The organism is Chelativorans sp. AA-79, assembly GCF_029457495.1.
Taxonomy (GTDB): Bacteria; Pseudomonadota; Alphaproteobacteria; order Rhizobiales; family Rhizobiaceae; genus Chelativorans.
The window spans coordinates 4,023,212-4,039,444 of the sequence record NZ_CP120361.1 but is presented as its reverse complement, the minus strand read 5'-3'; the positions used below and the strand labels follow the sequence as shown (position 1 = coordinate 4,039,444).

At 64.9% G+C, this 16,233-nt stretch carries 14 protein-coding genes; 12 read left to right on the top strand and 2 right to left on the bottom strand.

Features of this window, described 5'->3' with window-relative positions; all coding sequences use genetic code 11:
* Window positions 1-415 precede the first annotated feature (415 nt).
* From PVE73_RS19725 to cydX, 6 genes are all read left to right on the top strand, one after another.
* Window positions 416-988 (top strand): GbsR/MarR family transcriptional regulator, encoded by a 573-nt coding sequence (locus tag PVE73_RS19725; RefSeq protein ID WP_277363871.1) that lies wholly within the window; start codon window positions 416-418, stop codon window positions 986-988.
* A complete protein-coding gene (cydD, locus tag PVE73_RS19720; protein WP_277363870.1) occupies window positions 985-2,709 on the top strand; it encodes a thiol reductant ABC exporter subunit CydD in 1,725 nt (574 codons plus the stop codon). The genes PVE73_RS19725 and cydD overlap by 4 nt, the downstream gene beginning before the upstream one ends.
* Window positions 2,706-4,397 carry an ATP-binding cassette domain-containing protein gene (locus PVE73_RS19715; RefSeq protein ID WP_277363869.1) on the top strand — a complete coding sequence of 564 codons (1,692 nt, stop codon included), beginning with the start codon at window positions 2,706-2,708 and terminating at the stop codon, window positions 4,395-4,397. Before cydD ends, PVE73_RS19715 begins: the two co-directional genes overlap by 4 nt.
* 76 nt (window positions 4,398-4,473) lie before the next feature.
* Window positions 4,474-6,051, top strand: a complete 1,578-nt coding sequence (locus PVE73_RS19710) for a cytochrome ubiquinol oxidase subunit I (RefSeq protein ID WP_277363868.1) — start codon at window positions 4,474-4,476, stop codon at window positions 6,049-6,051.
* Window positions 6,052-6,056: 5 nt separating this feature from the next.
* The gene (cydB, locus tag PVE73_RS19705) at window positions 6,057-7,214 is read left to right on the top strand and encodes a cytochrome d ubiquinol oxidase subunit II (RefSeq protein WP_277363867.1); all 1,158 of its coding nucleotides are present in this window, start codon (window positions 6,057-6,059) and stop codon (window positions 7,212-7,214) included.
* 16 nt (window positions 7,215-7,230) lie between these two features.
* The gene (gene cydX, locus PVE73_RS19700) at window positions 7,231-7,371 is read left to right on the top strand and encodes a cytochrome bd-I oxidase subunit CydX (protein WP_277363866.1); all 141 of its coding nucleotides are present in this window, start codon (window positions 7,231-7,233) and stop codon (window positions 7,369-7,371) included.
* A gap of 111 nt (window positions 7,372-7,482) precedes the next feature.
* Here the strand turns inward: cydX and PVE73_RS19695 are convergent, their stop codons facing one another.
* Window positions 7,483-7,740, bottom strand: coding sequence for a hypothetical protein (locus tag PVE73_RS19695; RefSeq protein ID WP_277363865.1), 258 nt, complete (start codon window positions 7,738-7,740; stop codon window positions 7,483-7,485).
* Window positions 7,741-8,048: 308 nt separating this feature from the next.
* Here PVE73_RS19695 and PVE73_RS19690 point away from each other — a divergent pair, with 308 nt between their 5' ends.
* The 6 genes from PVE73_RS19690 to PVE73_RS19665 all read left to right on the top strand — a co-directional run bounded on the left by PVE73_RS19690 (window position 8,049) and on the right by PVE73_RS19665 (window position 15,812).
* Window positions 8,049-9,182: an FAD-dependent oxidoreductase gene (locus PVE73_RS19690; protein WP_277363864.1), complete on the top strand. Its 1,134-nt coding sequence runs from the start codon at window positions 8,049-8,051 to the stop codon at window positions 9,180-9,182.
* Window positions 9,183-9,192: 10 nt separating this feature from the next.
* Window positions 9,193-10,185 (top strand): TRAP transporter substrate-binding protein, encoded by a 993-nt coding sequence (locus PVE73_RS19685; protein WP_277363863.1) that lies wholly within the window; start codon window positions 9,193-9,195, stop codon window positions 10,183-10,185.
* A 64-nt stretch (window positions 10,186-10,249) separates the two neighbouring features.
* Window positions 10,250-10,732 carry a TRAP transporter small permease subunit gene (locus PVE73_RS19680; RefSeq protein WP_277363862.1) on the top strand — a complete coding sequence of 161 codons (483 nt, stop codon included), beginning with the start codon at window positions 10,250-10,252 and terminating at the stop codon, window positions 10,730-10,732.
* A gap of 4 nt (window positions 10,733-10,736) precedes the next feature.
* The gene (locus PVE73_RS19675; RefSeq protein WP_277363861.1) at window positions 10,737-12,026 is read left to right on the top strand and encodes a TRAP transporter large permease; all 1,290 of its coding nucleotides are present in this window, start codon (window positions 10,737-10,739) and stop codon (window positions 12,024-12,026) included.
* A 28-nt stretch (window positions 12,027-12,054) separates the two neighbouring features.
* Window positions 12,055-14,091 (top strand): hydantoinase/oxoprolinase family protein, encoded by a 2,037-nt coding sequence (locus PVE73_RS19670; protein WP_277363860.1) that lies wholly within the window; start codon window positions 12,055-12,057, stop codon window positions 14,089-14,091.
* Window positions 14,088-15,812 (top strand): hydantoinase B/oxoprolinase family protein, encoded by a 1,725-nt coding sequence (locus tag PVE73_RS19665; RefSeq protein WP_277363859.1) that lies wholly within the window; start codon window positions 14,088-14,090, stop codon window positions 15,810-15,812. The genes PVE73_RS19670 and PVE73_RS19665 overlap by 4 nt, the downstream gene beginning before the upstream one ends.
* Window positions 15,813-15,870: 58 nt before the next feature.
* On the opposite strand, the gene PVE73_RS19660 is transcribed toward PVE73_RS19665, so the two are convergent.
* Entirely contained in the window at window positions 15,871-16,212 is a 342-nt protein-coding gene (locus PVE73_RS19660) for a RidA family protein (RefSeq protein ID WP_277363858.1), read from the bottom strand.
* Between the last annotated feature and the right edge of the window lie 21 nt (window positions 16,213-16,233).

Here is a 16,233-nt window from a genome sequence, read left to right as displayed (position 1 = left end):
GGCGGCGCGGGATCAAGAGCATCGATCCGCGCCGGGGTGGAATTCCTGTAATAAACGGCCGGCGACGCGTTGGCGCGGATTGTCGGCGAATAGCGTCCACCTTCGCGAACGCGGCAACGCGGTGGGATGCGGCGGCGATGGCCCGCCGCCCTGCTTGTTCAGTGCTTTGCGAGATCGGCCGCGATGCGCTGCCGCAGGTAGTCATGCGCAGTGATCGGAGCGTAGCCGCGCCGATGCTGTCCTCCTCTAACGACCTGAATCGCAGGCCTCGCTCCCTCCGCGTGAAGGCAAACTCCGGCAGGCTTTTCAGCCTGCTGCAAAACAGCACACCCCGAGAGGAGGAATTGCATCGGCGGATTTCTGTCTGTACATGAATTTCAGTAATTTCTGAAATTACCGTCATGAGGTGCATATCATGAATTTGCCACCGCTGATCCAGTCCTTCGTCCTCCATTTCGGCGAGATGGGCAGCCGCTGGGGCATCAACCGCACCGTCGGCCAGATCTATGCACTGCTCTATGTGTCGGAGGAGCCTCTTTGCGCTGACCAGATCGTCGACGCACTGGGCATCTCGCGCTCGAACGTGTCCATGAGCCTGCGCGAGCTCCAGGCGTGGAATCTCGTGATCCTGAAGCATCTGCCCGATGACCGGCGTGATTTCTTCACCACGCCCGACGATGTCTGGCAGATCCTGCGGACGCTCGCGGAGGAGCGCAAGAAGCGCGAGGTCGACCCGACCCTGTCGGTCCTGCGCGAGCTTTTGATGCAGAAGCCCGGCAGCGATCAGGAGCGCTTCGCGCAGGCGCGCCTGGGGGAGATGAACGGCCTGATCGAGCAGCTCACCAACTGGTACGAGGATGTGAAGCAGCTCGACACCGATCGTCTCGCCATGCTGCTCAGCCTCGGCTCGAAGGTGACGAAGCTTCTCGATGCCAAGGACCGCATCGTCTCCATCGGCCGCAAGCGCAGGGATGGCGGTGAGAGATGACGTCGCTCGGCGCTCTTGATGCCGCACCGGCACTCCAGGAAGCGGAGCCCGCGCCGCGGTTGCGCACCGCCACGGCTTCGCCGGGCAGGGCCGCCGTCGCGCTGCAATCGGGTGCTGCGCTCCTTTGGATTCCCCAGGCTGCCCTCCTCAGCCTTGCCGTGGGCAATATGGGCGCCGGCGCCGGAGCAGGCGAGGCGGTCCTGCCGGCGGCTGGCATCCTCCTGATCGGCGTCATGCGCGCCGTCATGGACCGCGCGGGAACGCGTATTGCTTTCAGCGCCGCCCGCCGGCAGCTCACGGCGTTACGAGCCGATGCCGTCGTCAAGCTGGCGCGACGCTCCCCGATCGATGCCTCCCGACCCTCCTCGGGGCTCGTCGCCAGCACGCTTGCCGAGCAGGCCGAAGCGATCGTGCCCTATCGCGCGCGCTTCACGGCGCTGCGCTACAAGGCGGCCTTCGTGCCGCTCGCCATCCTTGCCTCGGTGCTGGCGCTCTCCTGGGCGGCGGCGCTGATCTTGCTCGTCGCCGCCCCCCTCATTCCCCTCTTCATGGCGCTGATCGGCTGGCGCGCAAAGGAGGCGAGCGAGCGGCAGCTGGCCGAAATGGGCGGCATGAACGCTTTCCTGCTCGACCGCTTGCGGGGCCTTTCGACGATCCGCACCTTCGGCGCGGTGGACCGGACGGCGCGCCGTGTCCGCGACAACGCGGAAGACCTGCGCAAGCGCACCATGGCGGTCCTGCGCATCGCCTTCCTCTCCTCGGCGGTGCTGGAGCTCTTTGCCGCGCTCGGCGTGGCGATGGTCGCCGTCTATGTGGGATTCCACTATCTCGGCGCGCTTGATTTCGGAGCCTGGGGCAGCAAGCTCCCGCTTGGGGAAGGCTTGTTCATCCTGCTCCTCGCGCCCGCTTTCTTCGAGCCGCTGCGCGATCTCTCCTCGGTCTGGCACGACAGGGCAGCAGGCGAGGCCGCTTTAGAAGCCGTCCGCAAGGTAGCCGTGGAAGGGCCGGCGCTCCTGGGCGCTGTCGAGAACGCGCCTGCCAAAGCCGCCTCCGTTCACGCCCCTGGCGCATGTATCGAGAATCTCCGCTTCCGGTACACGGGACAAGTCGAGCCGGTTTTCGACGGTCTCGCACTGGAAATCCGGCCGGGCGAGCACGTCGCCGTCACTGCGCCGAGCGGCGGAGGGAAGTCGACGCTCCTGGCTCTCATCGCCGGCCTGGCCCGACCGGAGGAGGGCGTGATCCGCATCGGCGGCGAGCCGCTGAACGACGCCACCGCACCCCGGCTGCGTGCCGGGATGGCCTGGATCGGCCAGACTCCGCACCTCTTTTCCGGGACGCTGTCGGGCAATGTCGCGCTCGGACGGCCGGGAATCGGCGCGGCGGACATCGGCCATGCCCTGAAGCTCGCCCGCCTCGACACATTGTCCGCACGGCGCGGCTCCGCCGCCCTCGGCGAGGACGGAAGAGGGCTCTCCGGCGGAGAAGCCCTGCGCCTCGCGTTGGCGCGAGTAGCCGCGGCATCCGGCGCCGGCCTGATCCTCGCGGACGAACCCACGGCCCATCTCGACCGCGGCACGGCGGCGGAGATCACGGATATGCTGCTCGCCGCAAGCGCGGGTCGCACGCTGATCGTCGCAACGCACGATCCGGTTTTGGCCGCGCGCATGGACCGCATCGTCACATTGCCCGCGGCTTGTGCGGGGGAGGGCTGCGCATGAGCCCGGCCCGCCATCTCCGCCCGGTGCTCGTACTTTTCTGGTCGGGCAACCGGCGAATGCTCGCCGCCGGCGCCATGCTGGCGCTTTCCACCGTTCTTGCCGGCATCGCGCTTCTGGGCCTCTCTGGCTGGTTCATCACCGCCACTGCGATCGCCGGCGCATCCGTGGCAACGGCGCTGGCCTTCGACGTCTTTGCACCATCGGCGGGAATCCGCCTGCTCGCACTCGGTCGCACCGCCTCGCGCTACGGCGAGCGGCTGACGACGCACGATGCCACACTGCGCGTGCTGGCCGGCCTGCGTGAACGGCTCTTCCGCGGCTGGGCCCGGGCCGATGCTTCGCGGGTGCTTGCTAAGCGCCCCTCGCGCCTGCTCTTCCGGCTGACGGTCGATATCGACGCGCTTGATTCCCTTTATCTGCGCGTCATCGTCCCCGCCTTCGCCGCGACGGGCGCTGCACTTGCCGCTTCGGTGGCGCTTGGGTTCCTGCATCCATTGCTGGGTCTCGGCGCCGGCCTTGTCCTCCTGCCCATCGGGCTTGGCGTTCCGACGCTCGCCGCCCGCCGGGCGGAAAAATTCTCCCGCCGCCGCGCCCATGCGCTGGAGGTGCTGCGGAGCCGCACAATCGATCTCATCCGCGGTCAGGTCGACCTTGTGATGGCGAACAGGCTGGGCGCCCAGGCGGGTGCGGTCGCCCGCGCCGACACGCGCCTTTCAGAGGCCGACGACGCCCTGAACGGGATCGACGCGGATGTGGGCCTCGCGCTTGGCATAGCGGGTTCGGCGCTGCTGGCCGGTACGCTGCTTGCCGCAGCCGCGCTCGCGGAGCGTGGCATGATTACCGCTCCCCTCGGCGCATTTGCGGTGCTTGTCGGCATGGCCTGCCTTGAGCCTTTCGGCGCCCTGCGGCGGGGCGCGGTCGAGTTCGGCAGAACGGTGCTTGCAGCCCGGCGGATCGGCCCGAAACTGGCTGAACCCGGAGGCGAAGCCGCGCTTCCGGCTCCGCTCGTTCCCGAGATCGCGATTCAACTCGGGGGGATCACCGCGGGCTATCCCGGTGCGCGCCGGCAGGTTCTCGCCGACCTGTCGCTGAGAGTCCGCGCGGGCGAACGCATTGCCGTGCTCGGCGAGAGCGGGGCAGGGAAGTCGACGCTTCTCTCCGTACTTGCATCGGAGTTGGCACCGCTCGGCGGCTTTGCCGCCGCGAAACCCGCCACGCTGTTGACCCAGCGCTCCGAGCTCTTCCGGGATTCCCTCCGCGGCAATCTGGCGCTTGCCAGGGCCGACGCCACGGACAGGGAGATGGTCGAAGCACTCGGTGCGGCCGGCCTCGATCGCTTTTTCGCGGCGCTGCCCGAGGGCCTCGATACGAAACTGGGCGAGGGGGGCGCCGGGCTTTCCGGCGGGCAGGCGCGCCGCCTGGCGCTGGCGCGTCTTCTGCTGCGCGATACGCCGGTCTGGCTGCTCGACGAGCCGACCGAAGGGCTCGACGGGCCCACGGCTCGGGATGTCCTCGCCCGCATCGACCGGCGCTCGCGCAGCCGTACGCTCGTCATCGCCACGCATATCCGGCGGGAGGCGGCGCTTGCCGATCGGCTGGTGCTGCTGCGTGGCGGGCGAATCGCTGCCGCGCTTGGCCGCGGTACCGCCGAGTACGGCACCGTGCTCGAGGGGCTGAGACCCGACTGAGCAGGAGTTCAACCAGGCAGGCACGCCATCGGAGTCTGCCGCATGAGCAAGGAGGGCCGGAACACCGGCTGTAGCCATGGAACTCGATATCGTAGACCTGTCGCGGCTGCAATTTGCGATCACCGCGCTCTATCACTTCCTGTTCGTGCCGCTCACTCTGGGACTGTCGATCCTGCTCGCCATCATGGAGACGGTCTACGTGATGACCGGCCGCACCATCTGGCGGCAGATGACCAAGTTCTGGGGCACGCTGTTCGGCATCAACTTCGTGCTGGGCGTGGCAACGGGCATCGTCATGGAATTCCAGTTCGGCATGAACTGGAGCTACTACAGCCACTATGTGGGTGACATCTTCGGGGCGCCGCTCGCCATCGAAGGCCTGATGGCCTTCTTCCTCGAAGCGACCTTCGTCGGCCTCTTCTTCTTCGGCTGGGACAAGCTTTCCAGGCTCGGCCATCTGGCGGCCACCTGGGCCGTGGCGATCGGCTCCAACTTTTCGGCCCTCTGGATACTGATCGCCAATGGTTGGATGCAGAACCCGGTCGGTTCCGTGTTCAATCCGCAGACCATGCGCATGGAAGTCAACGATTTCTATGCCGTTCTCTTCAATCCCGTGGCGCAGGCCAAGTTCGTTCACACGGTGTCGGCCGGCTATGTCACCGCGGCGGTCTTCGTGCTCGGCGTGTCGGCCTGGTACCTGCTCAAAGGCAGGCATCTGGAGATCGCCAAGCGTTCCATGACGGTGGCGGCTTCCTTCGGACTTGCTTCGGCTCTTTCGGTCGTCGTACTCGGCGACGAGAGCGGCTATCTCTCCACCGAGCACCAGAAAATGAAGCTCGCCGCCATCGAGGCCATGTGGAAGACGGAGCCGGCGCCGGCCGCCTTCACTGTCTTCGGCTTCCCGGACCAGGAGGCGCGGACGACGCATTATTCCGTGCATGTGCCCTGGGTGATGGGGCTCATCGGCACCCGCTCGCTGACCACCGAGATTCCCGGCATCGAAGAACTCGTTGCCCATGCGGAAACCCGCATCCGGCGGGGCATCACCGCCTATGACGCGCTGCAGGACATCCGCACGGCCGGCAGCAGCGGCGTGATCCCCGAGGACGTGCGCGCCGCGTTCGAGGAGAACGGCCTCGACCTCGGCTACGCCCTTCTGCTCAAGCGCTACGTGGACGATCCGCGCCAGGCGACGAACGCGCAGATCGCCCGGGCGGCCTCGGACACGGTGCCGCATGTGCCCACCCTGTTCTGGTCCTTCCGCATCATGGTCGGCCTCGGCTTCTTCTTCATCCTCCTGACGGCGGTCTTCTTCTACCTGTCGGCGCGCCACCGGCTGGACCGCTACCCTCTCCTCTTGCGCTTGGCCGTGCTCGCCATCCCGCTGCCCTGGATCGCGGCGGAGATGGGCTGGGTCGTCGCCGAGTTCGGGCGCCAGCCCTGGATCATCGAAGGCGTTCTGCCGACGGCGGCCGCCGTTTCCAATCTCGGGGCCTCCACGGTGCTTCTCACCATTCTCGGATTTTCGCTCATCTACACGGCGCTCTTCATCGTTGAGATGTCGCTGATGGTCGCCGCCATCCGCAAGGGGCCGGAGCCGGACCACCAGTCGAGGACACCGGTCGCTCCCCCTTCGCTCGTTCCCGCGGAGTAACAATCATGATCCTTCATGATCTCATCGACTACCAAACCCTGCGTGTCATCTGGTGGGTGCTTCTGGGCGTGCTCCTGATCGGCTTTGCCGTGATGGACGGCTTCGATCTCGGCACCGGTGCCCTGCTTCCCTTCGTGGCAAAGACCGATATCGAGCGGCGCGTGGTCATCAACAGCATCGGCCCGGTGTGGGAAGGCAACCAGGTCTGGCTCATCCTCGGCGGCGGCGCCATCTTCGCCGCCTGGCCGCCGCTCTATGCGGTCTCCTTCTCCGGTTTCTACCTCGCGATGTTCCTGATCCTCTTCGCGCTGATCCTGCGGCCGGTCGGCTTCAAATACAGATCGAAGCGGGAGAGCGTAGCCTGGCGCAAGGCATGGGATTGGGCGCTCTTCGCGGGCGGCTTCGTCCCGGCACTGGTGCTCGGCGTCGCGGTGGGCAATGTTCTCCAGGGCGTGCCCTTCCGCTTCGAATCCGATCTGCGCATTTTCTACGATGGCACCACGCTTGTCGAACTGCTCAACCCTTTCGCGCTGCTCTGCGGGCTGCTGTCCGTCGCCATGCTCGTCATGCACGGCGCAGCCTGGCTGGTGCTCAAGACCGAAGGGCCTGTGGCCGTGCGGTCGCGCACCTGTGGGGGCTTGGCGGCGATCGCCACGATCCTCCTTTTCGCGCTTGGCGGCCTCTGGCTCTGGGCCGGGATCGACGGCTACCGCATCACGAGCGAGATCGTCACCTCCGGCCCGTCGAACCCGCTGGCCAAGACGGTTGTGCTGGAGGCCGGCGCCTGGTTCGGGAACTATGCCGCCCATCCCTGGATGATGATCGCGCCAGCGCTCGGCTTTGCGGCCGGGGTGGGCGCCTTGCTCTTCCTGAGCGCGCGCCAGCAGGTGCTGACCTTGCTTGCGAGCGCCATGACGATCATCGGCATCATCTCCACCGTGGGGCTTTCGATGTTCCCTTTCATCCTGCCCTCGTCGGCCGATCCGAATTCCAGCCTGACGGTCTGGGACGCCTCATCGAGCCACCTGACGCTCTTTATTATGCTGGTCGTCACGGCCATCTTCATCCCGCTCATCGTCGCTTACACGAGTTGGGTCTATCGCGTGCTCTGGGGGAAGGTGGACGAGAAGGCGATCCGCGACGAATCCGGCCACGCCTATTGAACCAAGGAAAATGCATATGTGGTACTTCGCATGGATGCTCGGCCTTCCGCTCGCTGCCGCTTTCGCGGTGCTCAACGCCATGTGGTACGAGTTGATGGACGATGCCGCAAAGGCCGCCCCGTCGCACCTCATCGACCAGGAGAAGACCAACCGCTGAGTGAGCGGCCTCGAGTGCGGTTGCTCTCGATTCCGTGCCAGGGCTGATCCGCGCCGATTGGCGCGGATCAGCGGAGCTGCGTGTCCGATCTTCCGTGAGAACTCGTGCTGCTTAGGCCCGGATTTCGCGGGAGGCGGCATCCTGGGCGGGTCGCCAGTCGAACGAGACATTCCCGCCCAGCGTGATGATCTCCCGCGCGATCAGGTCTGCAAGCTCGTTCTCCGAGATGTTCAGGCCGGGCAGCGCATACTGCGACCGGCGAACCATTTCCGAGATCGAGATCGGATAGGTGCTGCGGCGATTCCGTACATAGTGGCGGATAGCCGTTGCCAACCTTTGCGGGGCGTCTGTTTGCTTTTCGTATTCCATGGCATCCTCCCATGCAAACGGTACGATGCCCCCCAAGTAAGTGCACTTTACCACGTCCCTAACACTGTTTTGTGACTTTTTTTAAGAATCGAGAACGGCTGGCTTCTCAGGGCAAAACCAGGGCTCAGCGCCATCCTCTCGGGCGCCGTGGCACCCAGCTTGGCATGGGCTACGGGGCGGCGGGCGAGCTGCTCATTGGGGATTTCCATAACATAACAGGATTGCTGCCGCTGTTATTGTTATTTGAATTATCTCCTCCCGTCGGAAATCGTCAGGAATGGAGATGCGGTAGGGTCTTTTTCTCGAGCATGCAGGATCTTGGCACACGGGAACTGGTGGTTGTCGGCGGTGGGCTTGTGGGCCTCGCCGTGGGGCTTGGAGCTGCCCGGTTCGGCGCCGACGTCCTGGTGCTCGATGCCGATGACGGCGCGTTCCGCGCCGCGCGCGGCAATTTCGGTCTGGTCTGGGCACAGAGCAAGGGTGCGCGCGGGCGCGATTATGCGGTCTGGACCAGGCGTGCCGTAGCGGACTGGAAGGCGCTCGAGACGGAGCTGATCGATCTGGCCGGTGTGGAAACCCATTTCCGTACCGGGCTCGGATTGCATCTGTGCCTCGGTGAGGCGGAGTTTGAGAAGCGCCGCCGGCTGATCGACAAGGTGGCGGGTTACAGTCTGCCGGATGGCGGTCCGCGCATGATCCGCCGCGAGGAGGTGACGGAGATCCTGCCGGGCGTGGGTCCGGAGGTTACCGGCGCCTCGGTGTCGACCCTGGACGGTGATTGCCATTCACTGGCGCTTTACCGGGGGCTTTCCATCGCCTTCGGCAAGGCAGGAGGTGAGCTCCTCACCAACGCGCCCGTGACGTCCATCGCGTCCGCCGGCAACGGCTACCGCGTCACAGCGGGACGTCGGGTGGTGCGGGCCGATCGCGTGCTGCTCGCGGCGGGACTGGCCATCAACACTCTGGCGCGGCCTCTCGGCTTTCCCGATATCGTGCGGCCGCAGCGCGGGCAGATTCTGGTGACGGAACGGACGCGGCCGTTCCTTCCGGTCGTCACCTCGGATCTGAGGCAGACACCGGAGGGCTCGGCACTGATCGGCGACACCAAGGAGGAGGCCGGCTTCGACGACCGCTCCTCGCGGGAAGGCATTGCCTATCTGGCGCGGCGGGCTGTGCGGCTTTTCCCCGCTCTTTCCGGGGCTCGCGTCGTGCGGAGCTGGGCGGCTTTGCGCGTGCTGACCGCGGACGGCGATCCGGTCTATGACGAATCCCCCACGCATCCCGGGATATTCGTGGCCGCGACCCATAGCGGGGTCACACTCGCGCCGGCCCATCGCGGGCCCCTCGCGCAATGGATTCTGCGCGGGCAGAAACCACCCGAGTTCAAAGCTTTCACCGCAAGCAGGTTCGCAAGAGAACCTGTCAATCAACAACAACACTGAGGGAACCCATATGAAGAATGCATCCAGCCAAACAGCCTTGCTCCTCGCTGCCATGTTGGCGGCAGGTCCCGCCGCTGCGGACGTGACATGGACCTTCGGCGGTATCAATCCGCCGGAAGCGCCCGTCACGATCGCATCGAAGCGTTTCGCCGATCTCGTGACGGAGCGGACGGAGGGACGGGTGAAGGTGGAGTTCTACGAGGGCTCTCAGTTGGGAGATGGCCCGTCCCAGATCGAGGCGATGGCCGTCGGTGCGCAGGAGGGCTACATCTCCTCCGGCTCGAACGCGTCGAATCTCGTCCCGGAGTATGGCGTCATCGACATGCCCTTCGTGTTCGAGAACGAGGAGCATTTCCTGAAATTCATGGAATCCGAGATGGCAGCGGAGTTGAACAAGCGCCTTCGCGAGGAATTCAACGTCCGCATCATCGCCACCAACTGGTTTCGCCTGCCGCGGGTTTTCATGACCAAGAGCGCCTGCGTGGACGGTGTCGACGACGTTGCGGGCAAGCGCGCACGCTCGCCCAACCTGCCCATGTTCATCGCAGGATGGGAGGCGATCGGCGCCGTGCCGGTGACCATTGCCTATGGCGAGACCTATATGGGCCTCAGGCAGGGCGTGGCAGATATGACGGAATCGGCGGGTGAGCAGGTCTTCTCCTCGAAATTCTACGAGGTCCTGCCCTATGTCACGGACGCGCGGATGATGTATCCGCAGAACTCGGTCTATGTGGCCGAGAGCGCGTTCCAGGCGATCAGTCCGGAAGATCAGGAGATCGTCGTCGAGGCTGCCAGGGAGGCGGGCGACTATTTCACGCAACTCGTGAAGGAGGAGCAGGCCGAGAATATGGAGGGAATGAAGGCCGCCGGCGTCACGTTCTGCGACATGGACGAGGAGACCCGCGCGCAATTTGCGGAGAAGGTGGCCGGATCGATCGACAAGTTCGAGGCGCAGGAGCTTCTTCCGGACGGCTGGTGGGGTAGGATCCAGGCGCTGAAATAGCGCTCGGTCCAGCATCGTTCACCCCGCCTCCGGTCGCGGAGGCGGGCCTCGAAAGGGAAATCCCATGGCCGCATTTCTGGATGGGCTCTGCCGTGTCATCCTGTTGGTGTGCTGCGCGCTTGCGGTGGTCATCGTCGCCGCACTCGGCGTCCAGATCATCTCCCGTTATGTGCTGAACGCCCCGGTCCACATGACGGATGCTGTTGCCGCCGGCGCTTTGATCTGGATGACTTTCCTGGGTGCCGCAGTCGTTTATCGGGAAAGGGGCCACATTGCCATCGAGCTGATCGACATGCTGCCGTGGAACGGGGCGAAGCGTGCCGTGCGCCTGATCATCCATCTGTTGGTGCTCGCGGTGCTCGCGTTCATCCTCCAGCAGGTCTGGCAAGTGAGGCCGCTGATGCTTCGGGTTCAGTTCGGTACGATCCCGGCCTCGACGCTGACCTCCAAATTCGTCTTCGTGACGCTGCCTTTTGCCGTCGGTGCGGCGCTGACGATCCTGTTCGCCCTCGAAGCGATACTCCGCGAATTCAGCGGGAAGAGATGACCGGATGAACCCTCTCGTCTTCATGGGTCTGTTTTTCGGCCTGCTCGTCCTCGGCATGCCGGTCGCCTATACCATGCTTCTCTCCTCGGCTGCCTATATTCTGGTGTCCGGCTTGCCGGAGGTGCAGCTTACGCTGCGCGCCTCGGGTGGGATCGAAAGCTTCTCGCTGCTTGCGATTCCCATGTTCCTCCTGGCCGGCAATCTCATGAACGGCATGGGCGTGACGGAGCGCATTTTCGATTTCGCGAGCGTGCTGGTCCGGCATATCACCGGGGGGCTCGGCCATGTGAACATCATGGCGTCGGTCCTGTTCGCCGGGATGTCCGGCAGCGCCGTGGCCGATGCGGGTGGCCTCGGCGCCGTCGAGATCAAGGCGATGGAGCAGGCTGGCTACAGTCGCCGTTTCTCCGCGGCCGTGACTGCCGCCTCGGCCACCATCGGCCCCATCATTCCGCCTTCCATCACATTGGTGGTCTACGGCTTCCTTGCGGAGGAGAGCATTGGCCGATTGTTCCTGGGCGGTGCGGTGCCGGGCCTGCTGGTGGCCTTCGCCCTGATGGTGATTGTCTTTGTGCTGGTGAAGACCGGTCGCGAGGAGGCCCCGCGTCTTCCGCGCGCCAGCTTTGCCGAGGTTGGCCGGGCCTTCTGGCGCGCACTGCCCGCCTTGATGGCGCCCGTAATCCTCCTGGGCGGCATCCTGCTCGGCATCTTCACGCCCACCGAAGCGAGCGTGGTCGTCGTCATTTACATCCTCGTCATCGGCATTGCGGCACTCGAATTCCGTCGTGAGCAGATATTCGATGCGCTTCTCTCCACGGTGCGGACCACGGCTTCAACCCTGTTCATCATCGCCGTCTCGGCGGTGTTCGCCTGGATCATTTCGATCCAGCGCCTGCCCGTGCAACTCGTCGGCCTGATGGAAGGAATGTTCGTCAGCAAGGAAGCCGTCATTCTCGTGATGATTGTGACCCTCCTCATCGTGGGAATGTTCATGGAAGTGTTGGCGGCCCTTGTGCTGCTGGTGCCGACTTTCCTGGTTCTCGCCGCATCCTTCGGCATCGACCCCGTGCATCTGGGGGTGATGACGGTCGTGACGATGATGATCGGCACGATCACCCCGCCCGTGGGCCTCGTGCTCTACACGGTGATGGCGGTGGGCAGGGTCGGCATGGGCGCGCTCACCCGTTCACTTCTTCCCTTCTATGCGGTGATGGTCCTTGTGGCGCTCCTCATAGGCTTCTTCCCCCAGATCACGCTCTTCCTTCCCGACCTGCTGATGCCTTCGGTCCGGTAGGTCTACTCATCATCCAGGAGACGCAACCATGTACCGTATCGGTTTCGATGTCGGCGGCACTTTCACGGACTTCACCGCGATGGAGATGGAGACCGGCACGACCACGCACTTCAAGACCGCATCGACGCCGCACGACCCCTCGGAAGCGATCGAGACGGGACTTGCCCATTTCGTCCATCAGCTCGGCTTTGCGCCCGGCGCATTCGAGTTCGTCGGCCACGGCACGACGGTCGCCACGAACATGGTGATCGAGCGACGTGGCGTCCCGACCGGGCTGATCACCACCAGGGGCTGCCGCGACGTACTCGAAATCGGGCGGCAGACCCGGCCGCATCTTTACGATTACAGCGTCACCAAGCCGGAGCCGTTGGTCGAGCGCTGGATGTCGCTTGAAGTGACGGAACGCCTGGATGCAGGCGGCCGGGTGCTGCATCCCCTGAATGAGGAGGAGGTCCATGCCGCCGCTCACAAGATGAAGGCTGCCGGGATTCAAGCCGTGGCCATCTGCTTTCTTCACGCCTATCGCGATCCCGTCCACGAGCGGCGCGCAGCGGAGATCGTCCGCGCGATGATGCCGGAGGCCTATATCAGCCTCTCCTCGGAGGTGCTGCCGGAATATCGCGAGTTCGAGCGCTTCTCGACGACCGTCATAAACGCCTATGTCGGCCCCCGGATGGACCGTTATCTGGCGAAATTTGTCAATCGGCTCGAGACGCTGGGCCTCCACGCCGCCCCTCGCACGATCCATTCCAATGGCGGGCTGATGTCGGTGGAGACCGTTCGTGCTTTTCCCGTTCGCACCTGCCTTTCCGGCCCGGCGGCCGGGGTGGTGGGGGCAGTGCAGGTGGCCGCGCGCTCGGGCTTTTCAGAAATCATCACCTATGATGTGGGCGGCACTTCTACTGACGTTTCGCTGGCGCTGGGCGGCCGGCCTGCGTTCACGACGAACCGCCTGGTTGCCGGCTATCCCGTCCGCACACCGATGCTGGACATCCATGTGATCGGCGCCGGCGGCGGGTCCATCGCCGCGATCGACGATGCCGGGGCGCTCAAGGTCGGTCCGCGCAGCGCCGGCGCTCATCCCGGTCCCGTGGCCTATGGCAGGGGCGGCGTCGAGCCGACGGTGACGGACGCAAACCTGGTGCTCGGCCGGCTCTCCTCCGACACTTTGCTCAGCGGGCGGATGACGGTGGATGCCGAGGCGGCGCGCAGAGCGATCGCGGAGCGGATCGCAAAACCGCTCGGCCTGACAACCGAAGAGGCGGCGCTCGGCATCCTGCGCATCGCCGTTGCCAATATGGGCCGCGCGATCCGTGCCGTCTCCACCGAAAAAGGGCACCGGCTGTCGGAGTTCGCGCTCTTTGCCTATGGCGGCGCGGGGCCGCTCCACGCCGCTGCCGTGGCGCGCGAGACGGGAATGAAAACCGTGATCGTGCCCTTGCAGCCGGGCACCATGTGCGCCCGCGGCATTCTCCTTTCCGATGTAGGTTTCGATTTCGTGCGCACCGGCGTCGTGGAGGCCTCGCAGGAGAGCTGGGCATCGGTCCGCTCCGCCTTCGATGCCATGACCATCGAGGGGAGTGCGTGGCTGGAAGGCGAAGGCATCGCGCCGGACCGCCGATCCATGAGCTACGTGGCTGATGCCCGCTACGACGGGCAGAACCATGAGGTGCAGGTGGATCTGCCGCACGGGACCGCCACTGGTTTTGCCGCTTTCCTTGAAGGTTTCCGTTCCGCCCATCGCCAGGAATATGGCTACGATATAGAGGGCCGGGCCGTGGAGATCGTAAATCTGCGCCTGTCCGTAAAGGGAACTGCAGCCAGCCGGCCGGAGAGCCTGCACCAGCCCGAGGCCGGCGACCCCACGGTCGGCCGTCGCTCCGTCTATTTCGAGGGAGGGTGGCGGGAGGCCGCGATCTACGATCGCGCCCGCCTGCCTGTGGACCAGGCGATACCCGGCCCCGCGATCATCCAGGAAATGTCGTCCACCACCATCGTCGAGCCCGGCCAGACCGTGCGCGTCGACGATACGGGAACCATGATCATCGAGGTATCCGCGCAATGAATGCCAGCAAACAGGCCGATTTCCACTTGGCCGATCCCATCGCCATGGAGGTCTTCACCAATCGCCTTCTCGCCATTGCCGATGAGATCGGCAATGCCATGATCCGGGCTTCCTTCTCTTCCAACATCAAGGAACGCAAGGACTGCTCGGTGGCGCTGTTCTCGATCGACGGCCGGCTGATCGCACAGGCGAGCCATATCCCGCTTCATCTCGGCTCACTGATGGGATCGGTCAAGGCCGTCCTCGACCGCTATCCGCCGGAGAGGATGCAGAAGGGCGATGTTTTCATTTGCAACGATCCCTACGTGGCCGGCGGCACGCACACGCCGGACATCTCCGTCGTTACCCCTGTCTTCATCGAGGACAAGCCCGCCTACATTACCGCCAATATCGGCCATCACTCCGATGTCGGCGGCACAGTACCGGGCTCCATCCATGGCGGTGCCACATCGATCTTCGAGGAGGGGCTGCGCCTGCCGGTCATGAAGCTTTTCCGTGCCGGAGTGCTGGACGAGGATCTGCTCTCCATGATCGCGCTCAACTCGCGCTCCAGCGAGGAGCGCTGGCTCGATATAAAGGTGCAGGCCTCGGCCAACGAGCGCGGCGCGCGCCTGCTCCTGGAATTGACCCGCACGCTCGGTGCCGACGACGTGGCCCGCGCCATCGATGACCTCTTCGCCTATACCGCGGCGCGCCTGCGCAACCGCATCGCCGAAATGAAGGATGGCACGGCTTCCTTCCATGCGATGATCGAGGGAGACGGCATCGATGAAACGCCCGTTCCCATCCAGGCCAATGTCACGGTAAAGGGTGATCGGCTGAGCGTCGATTTCACCGGCACGGGGCGGCAAGCCAAGGGTGGGCTGAATGTGGTGGAAAGTGCTCTCAACGCCTCCGTCTATTACGTGGTGAAGACGCTGCTCGATCCTTATCTTCTGCCGAATAGCGGCATGTTCGAAGGAATAGAGATTTCCGCGCCCAGGGGATCGCTTCTCAACCCGCAGCCGCCGGCTGCCGTGGGCGCGCGTTCGATCACCTGCAACAAGGTGGTGCGGGCGCTGATCGGCGCCTTTGCCCAGCTTCTGCCGCCGGAAAAGGCGCAGGCGGCGGGACAGGATATCGTCCCTGTCATGGTCTTTGCCGGAAAGCGCCGCGGCCGGGACGACGGTTATGTCTACCTCGAATCGATTGGCGGTGGCGCGGGAGCGCGCTTCGGTGGCGATGGCATGGATGGCGTTCATGTGCATGTCACCAACAGCTCGAACCTCCCCATCGAGCCGCTCGAGGTCGAATACGACCTGATCGTCGACGAATACGCGCTGGTGAACGGCTCGGCGGGCACCGGGCAGCATCGCGGCGGCATGGGCATCGCCCGGCAGATTTCCGCCCCCAACGGCAATGTGATTTTCACTGCACGCTCCGACGGCCACCGCGAGGGAGCGCCAGGGGTCATGGGCGGTAATCCCGGCCGTCCCGCCCGGCTGGTTCTTGACGCCGGCCGGCCGGGTGAGACCGAATTGAGCCCGATGACCGCGCGGCTGACGCTCGCCCCTGGAGATACGGTGCGTCTGGAAACTCCGGGCGGTGGCGGTTTCGGGCCGCCGCAGGCGCGCAAACCCGAAGCGCTGGCGCGCGACCTTCGTGATGGCCGCCTGACCCGCGAACAAGCCGAGACGGCTTACGGGCCGGACAAGGTGGCGGAAGCGCTGGCCAAGCAGTGATGCAAAGAGCAAGGCCCGGCGAAGCGTCCGCCGGGCCTTTTTTGATCTTCGTGGCTGCTTATTTCGCCGCTGAGACCACGATCTCCACCAGCGTGCCCTTCACGAGCTGGACGCCGACGGTCGTCCGCGTGGGGAGGTCATCCGGCGCAAGCCACTCCAGCCAGGCCTCGTTCATGGCGTCCTTGCCCGAAAAATCGGAAAGGAAAATGGTCGCGGTCAGGATCTTTCTCTTCGAGGAGCCGAACTGCGTCAGCAGCGCCTCGATTTTCGAACAGACCTGTTGGGTCTGGCCCTTCATGTCGAGCGTCTTGTCGTCCGCAACGACGCCGCCGAGATAAAGCACACCGCTATGCTCCACCACGCGGTGGTTGATCTTGCTGCGTATGTGACGTTGGATCACGCCTGTCTCCTTCTCTGGGTT

Coding starts and splice junctions, on each gene's coding strand:
- PVE73_RS19725 (WP_277363871.1), top strand. CDS start 416: ATGAATTTGCCACCGCTGATCCAGTCCTTCGTCCTCCATTTCGGCGAG.
- cydD (WP_277363870.1), top strand. CDS start 985: ATGACGTCGCTCGGCGCTCTTGATGCCGCACCGGCACTCCAGGAAGCG.
- PVE73_RS19715 (WP_277363869.1), top strand. CDS start 2,706: ATGAGCCCGGCCCGCCATCTCCGCCCGGTGCTCGTACTTTTCTGGTCG.
- PVE73_RS19710 (WP_277363868.1), top strand. CDS start 4,474: ATGGAACTCGATATCGTAGACCTGTCGCGGCTGCAATTTGCGATCACC.
- cydB (WP_277363867.1), top strand. CDS start 6,057: ATGATCCTTCATGATCTCATCGACTACCAAACCCTGCGTGTCATCTGG.
- cydX (WP_277363866.1), top strand. CDS start 7,231: ATGTGGTACTTCGCATGGATGCTCGGCCTTCCGCTCGCTGCCGCTTTC.
- PVE73_RS19695 (WP_277363865.1), bottom strand. CDS start 7,740: ATGGAATACGAAAAGCAAACAGACGCCCCGCAAAGGTTGGCAACGGCT.
- PVE73_RS19690 (WP_277363864.1), top strand. CDS start 8,049: ATGCAGGATCTTGGCACACGGGAACTGGTGGTTGTCGGCGGTGGGCTT.
- PVE73_RS19685 (WP_277363863.1), top strand. CDS start 9,193: ATGAAGAATGCATCCAGCCAAACAGCCTTGCTCCTCGCTGCCATGTTG.
- PVE73_RS19680 (WP_277363862.1), top strand. CDS start 10,250: ATGGCCGCATTTCTGGATGGGCTCTGCCGTGTCATCCTGTTGGTGTGC.
- PVE73_RS19675 (WP_277363861.1), top strand. CDS start 10,737: ATGAACCCTCTCGTCTTCATGGGTCTGTTTTTCGGCCTGCTCGTCCTC.
- PVE73_RS19670 (WP_277363860.1), top strand. CDS start 12,055: ATGTACCGTATCGGTTTCGATGTCGGCGGCACTTTCACGGACTTCACC.
- PVE73_RS19665 (WP_277363859.1), top strand. CDS start 14,088: ATGAATGCCAGCAAACAGGCCGATTTCCACTTGGCCGATCCCATCGCC.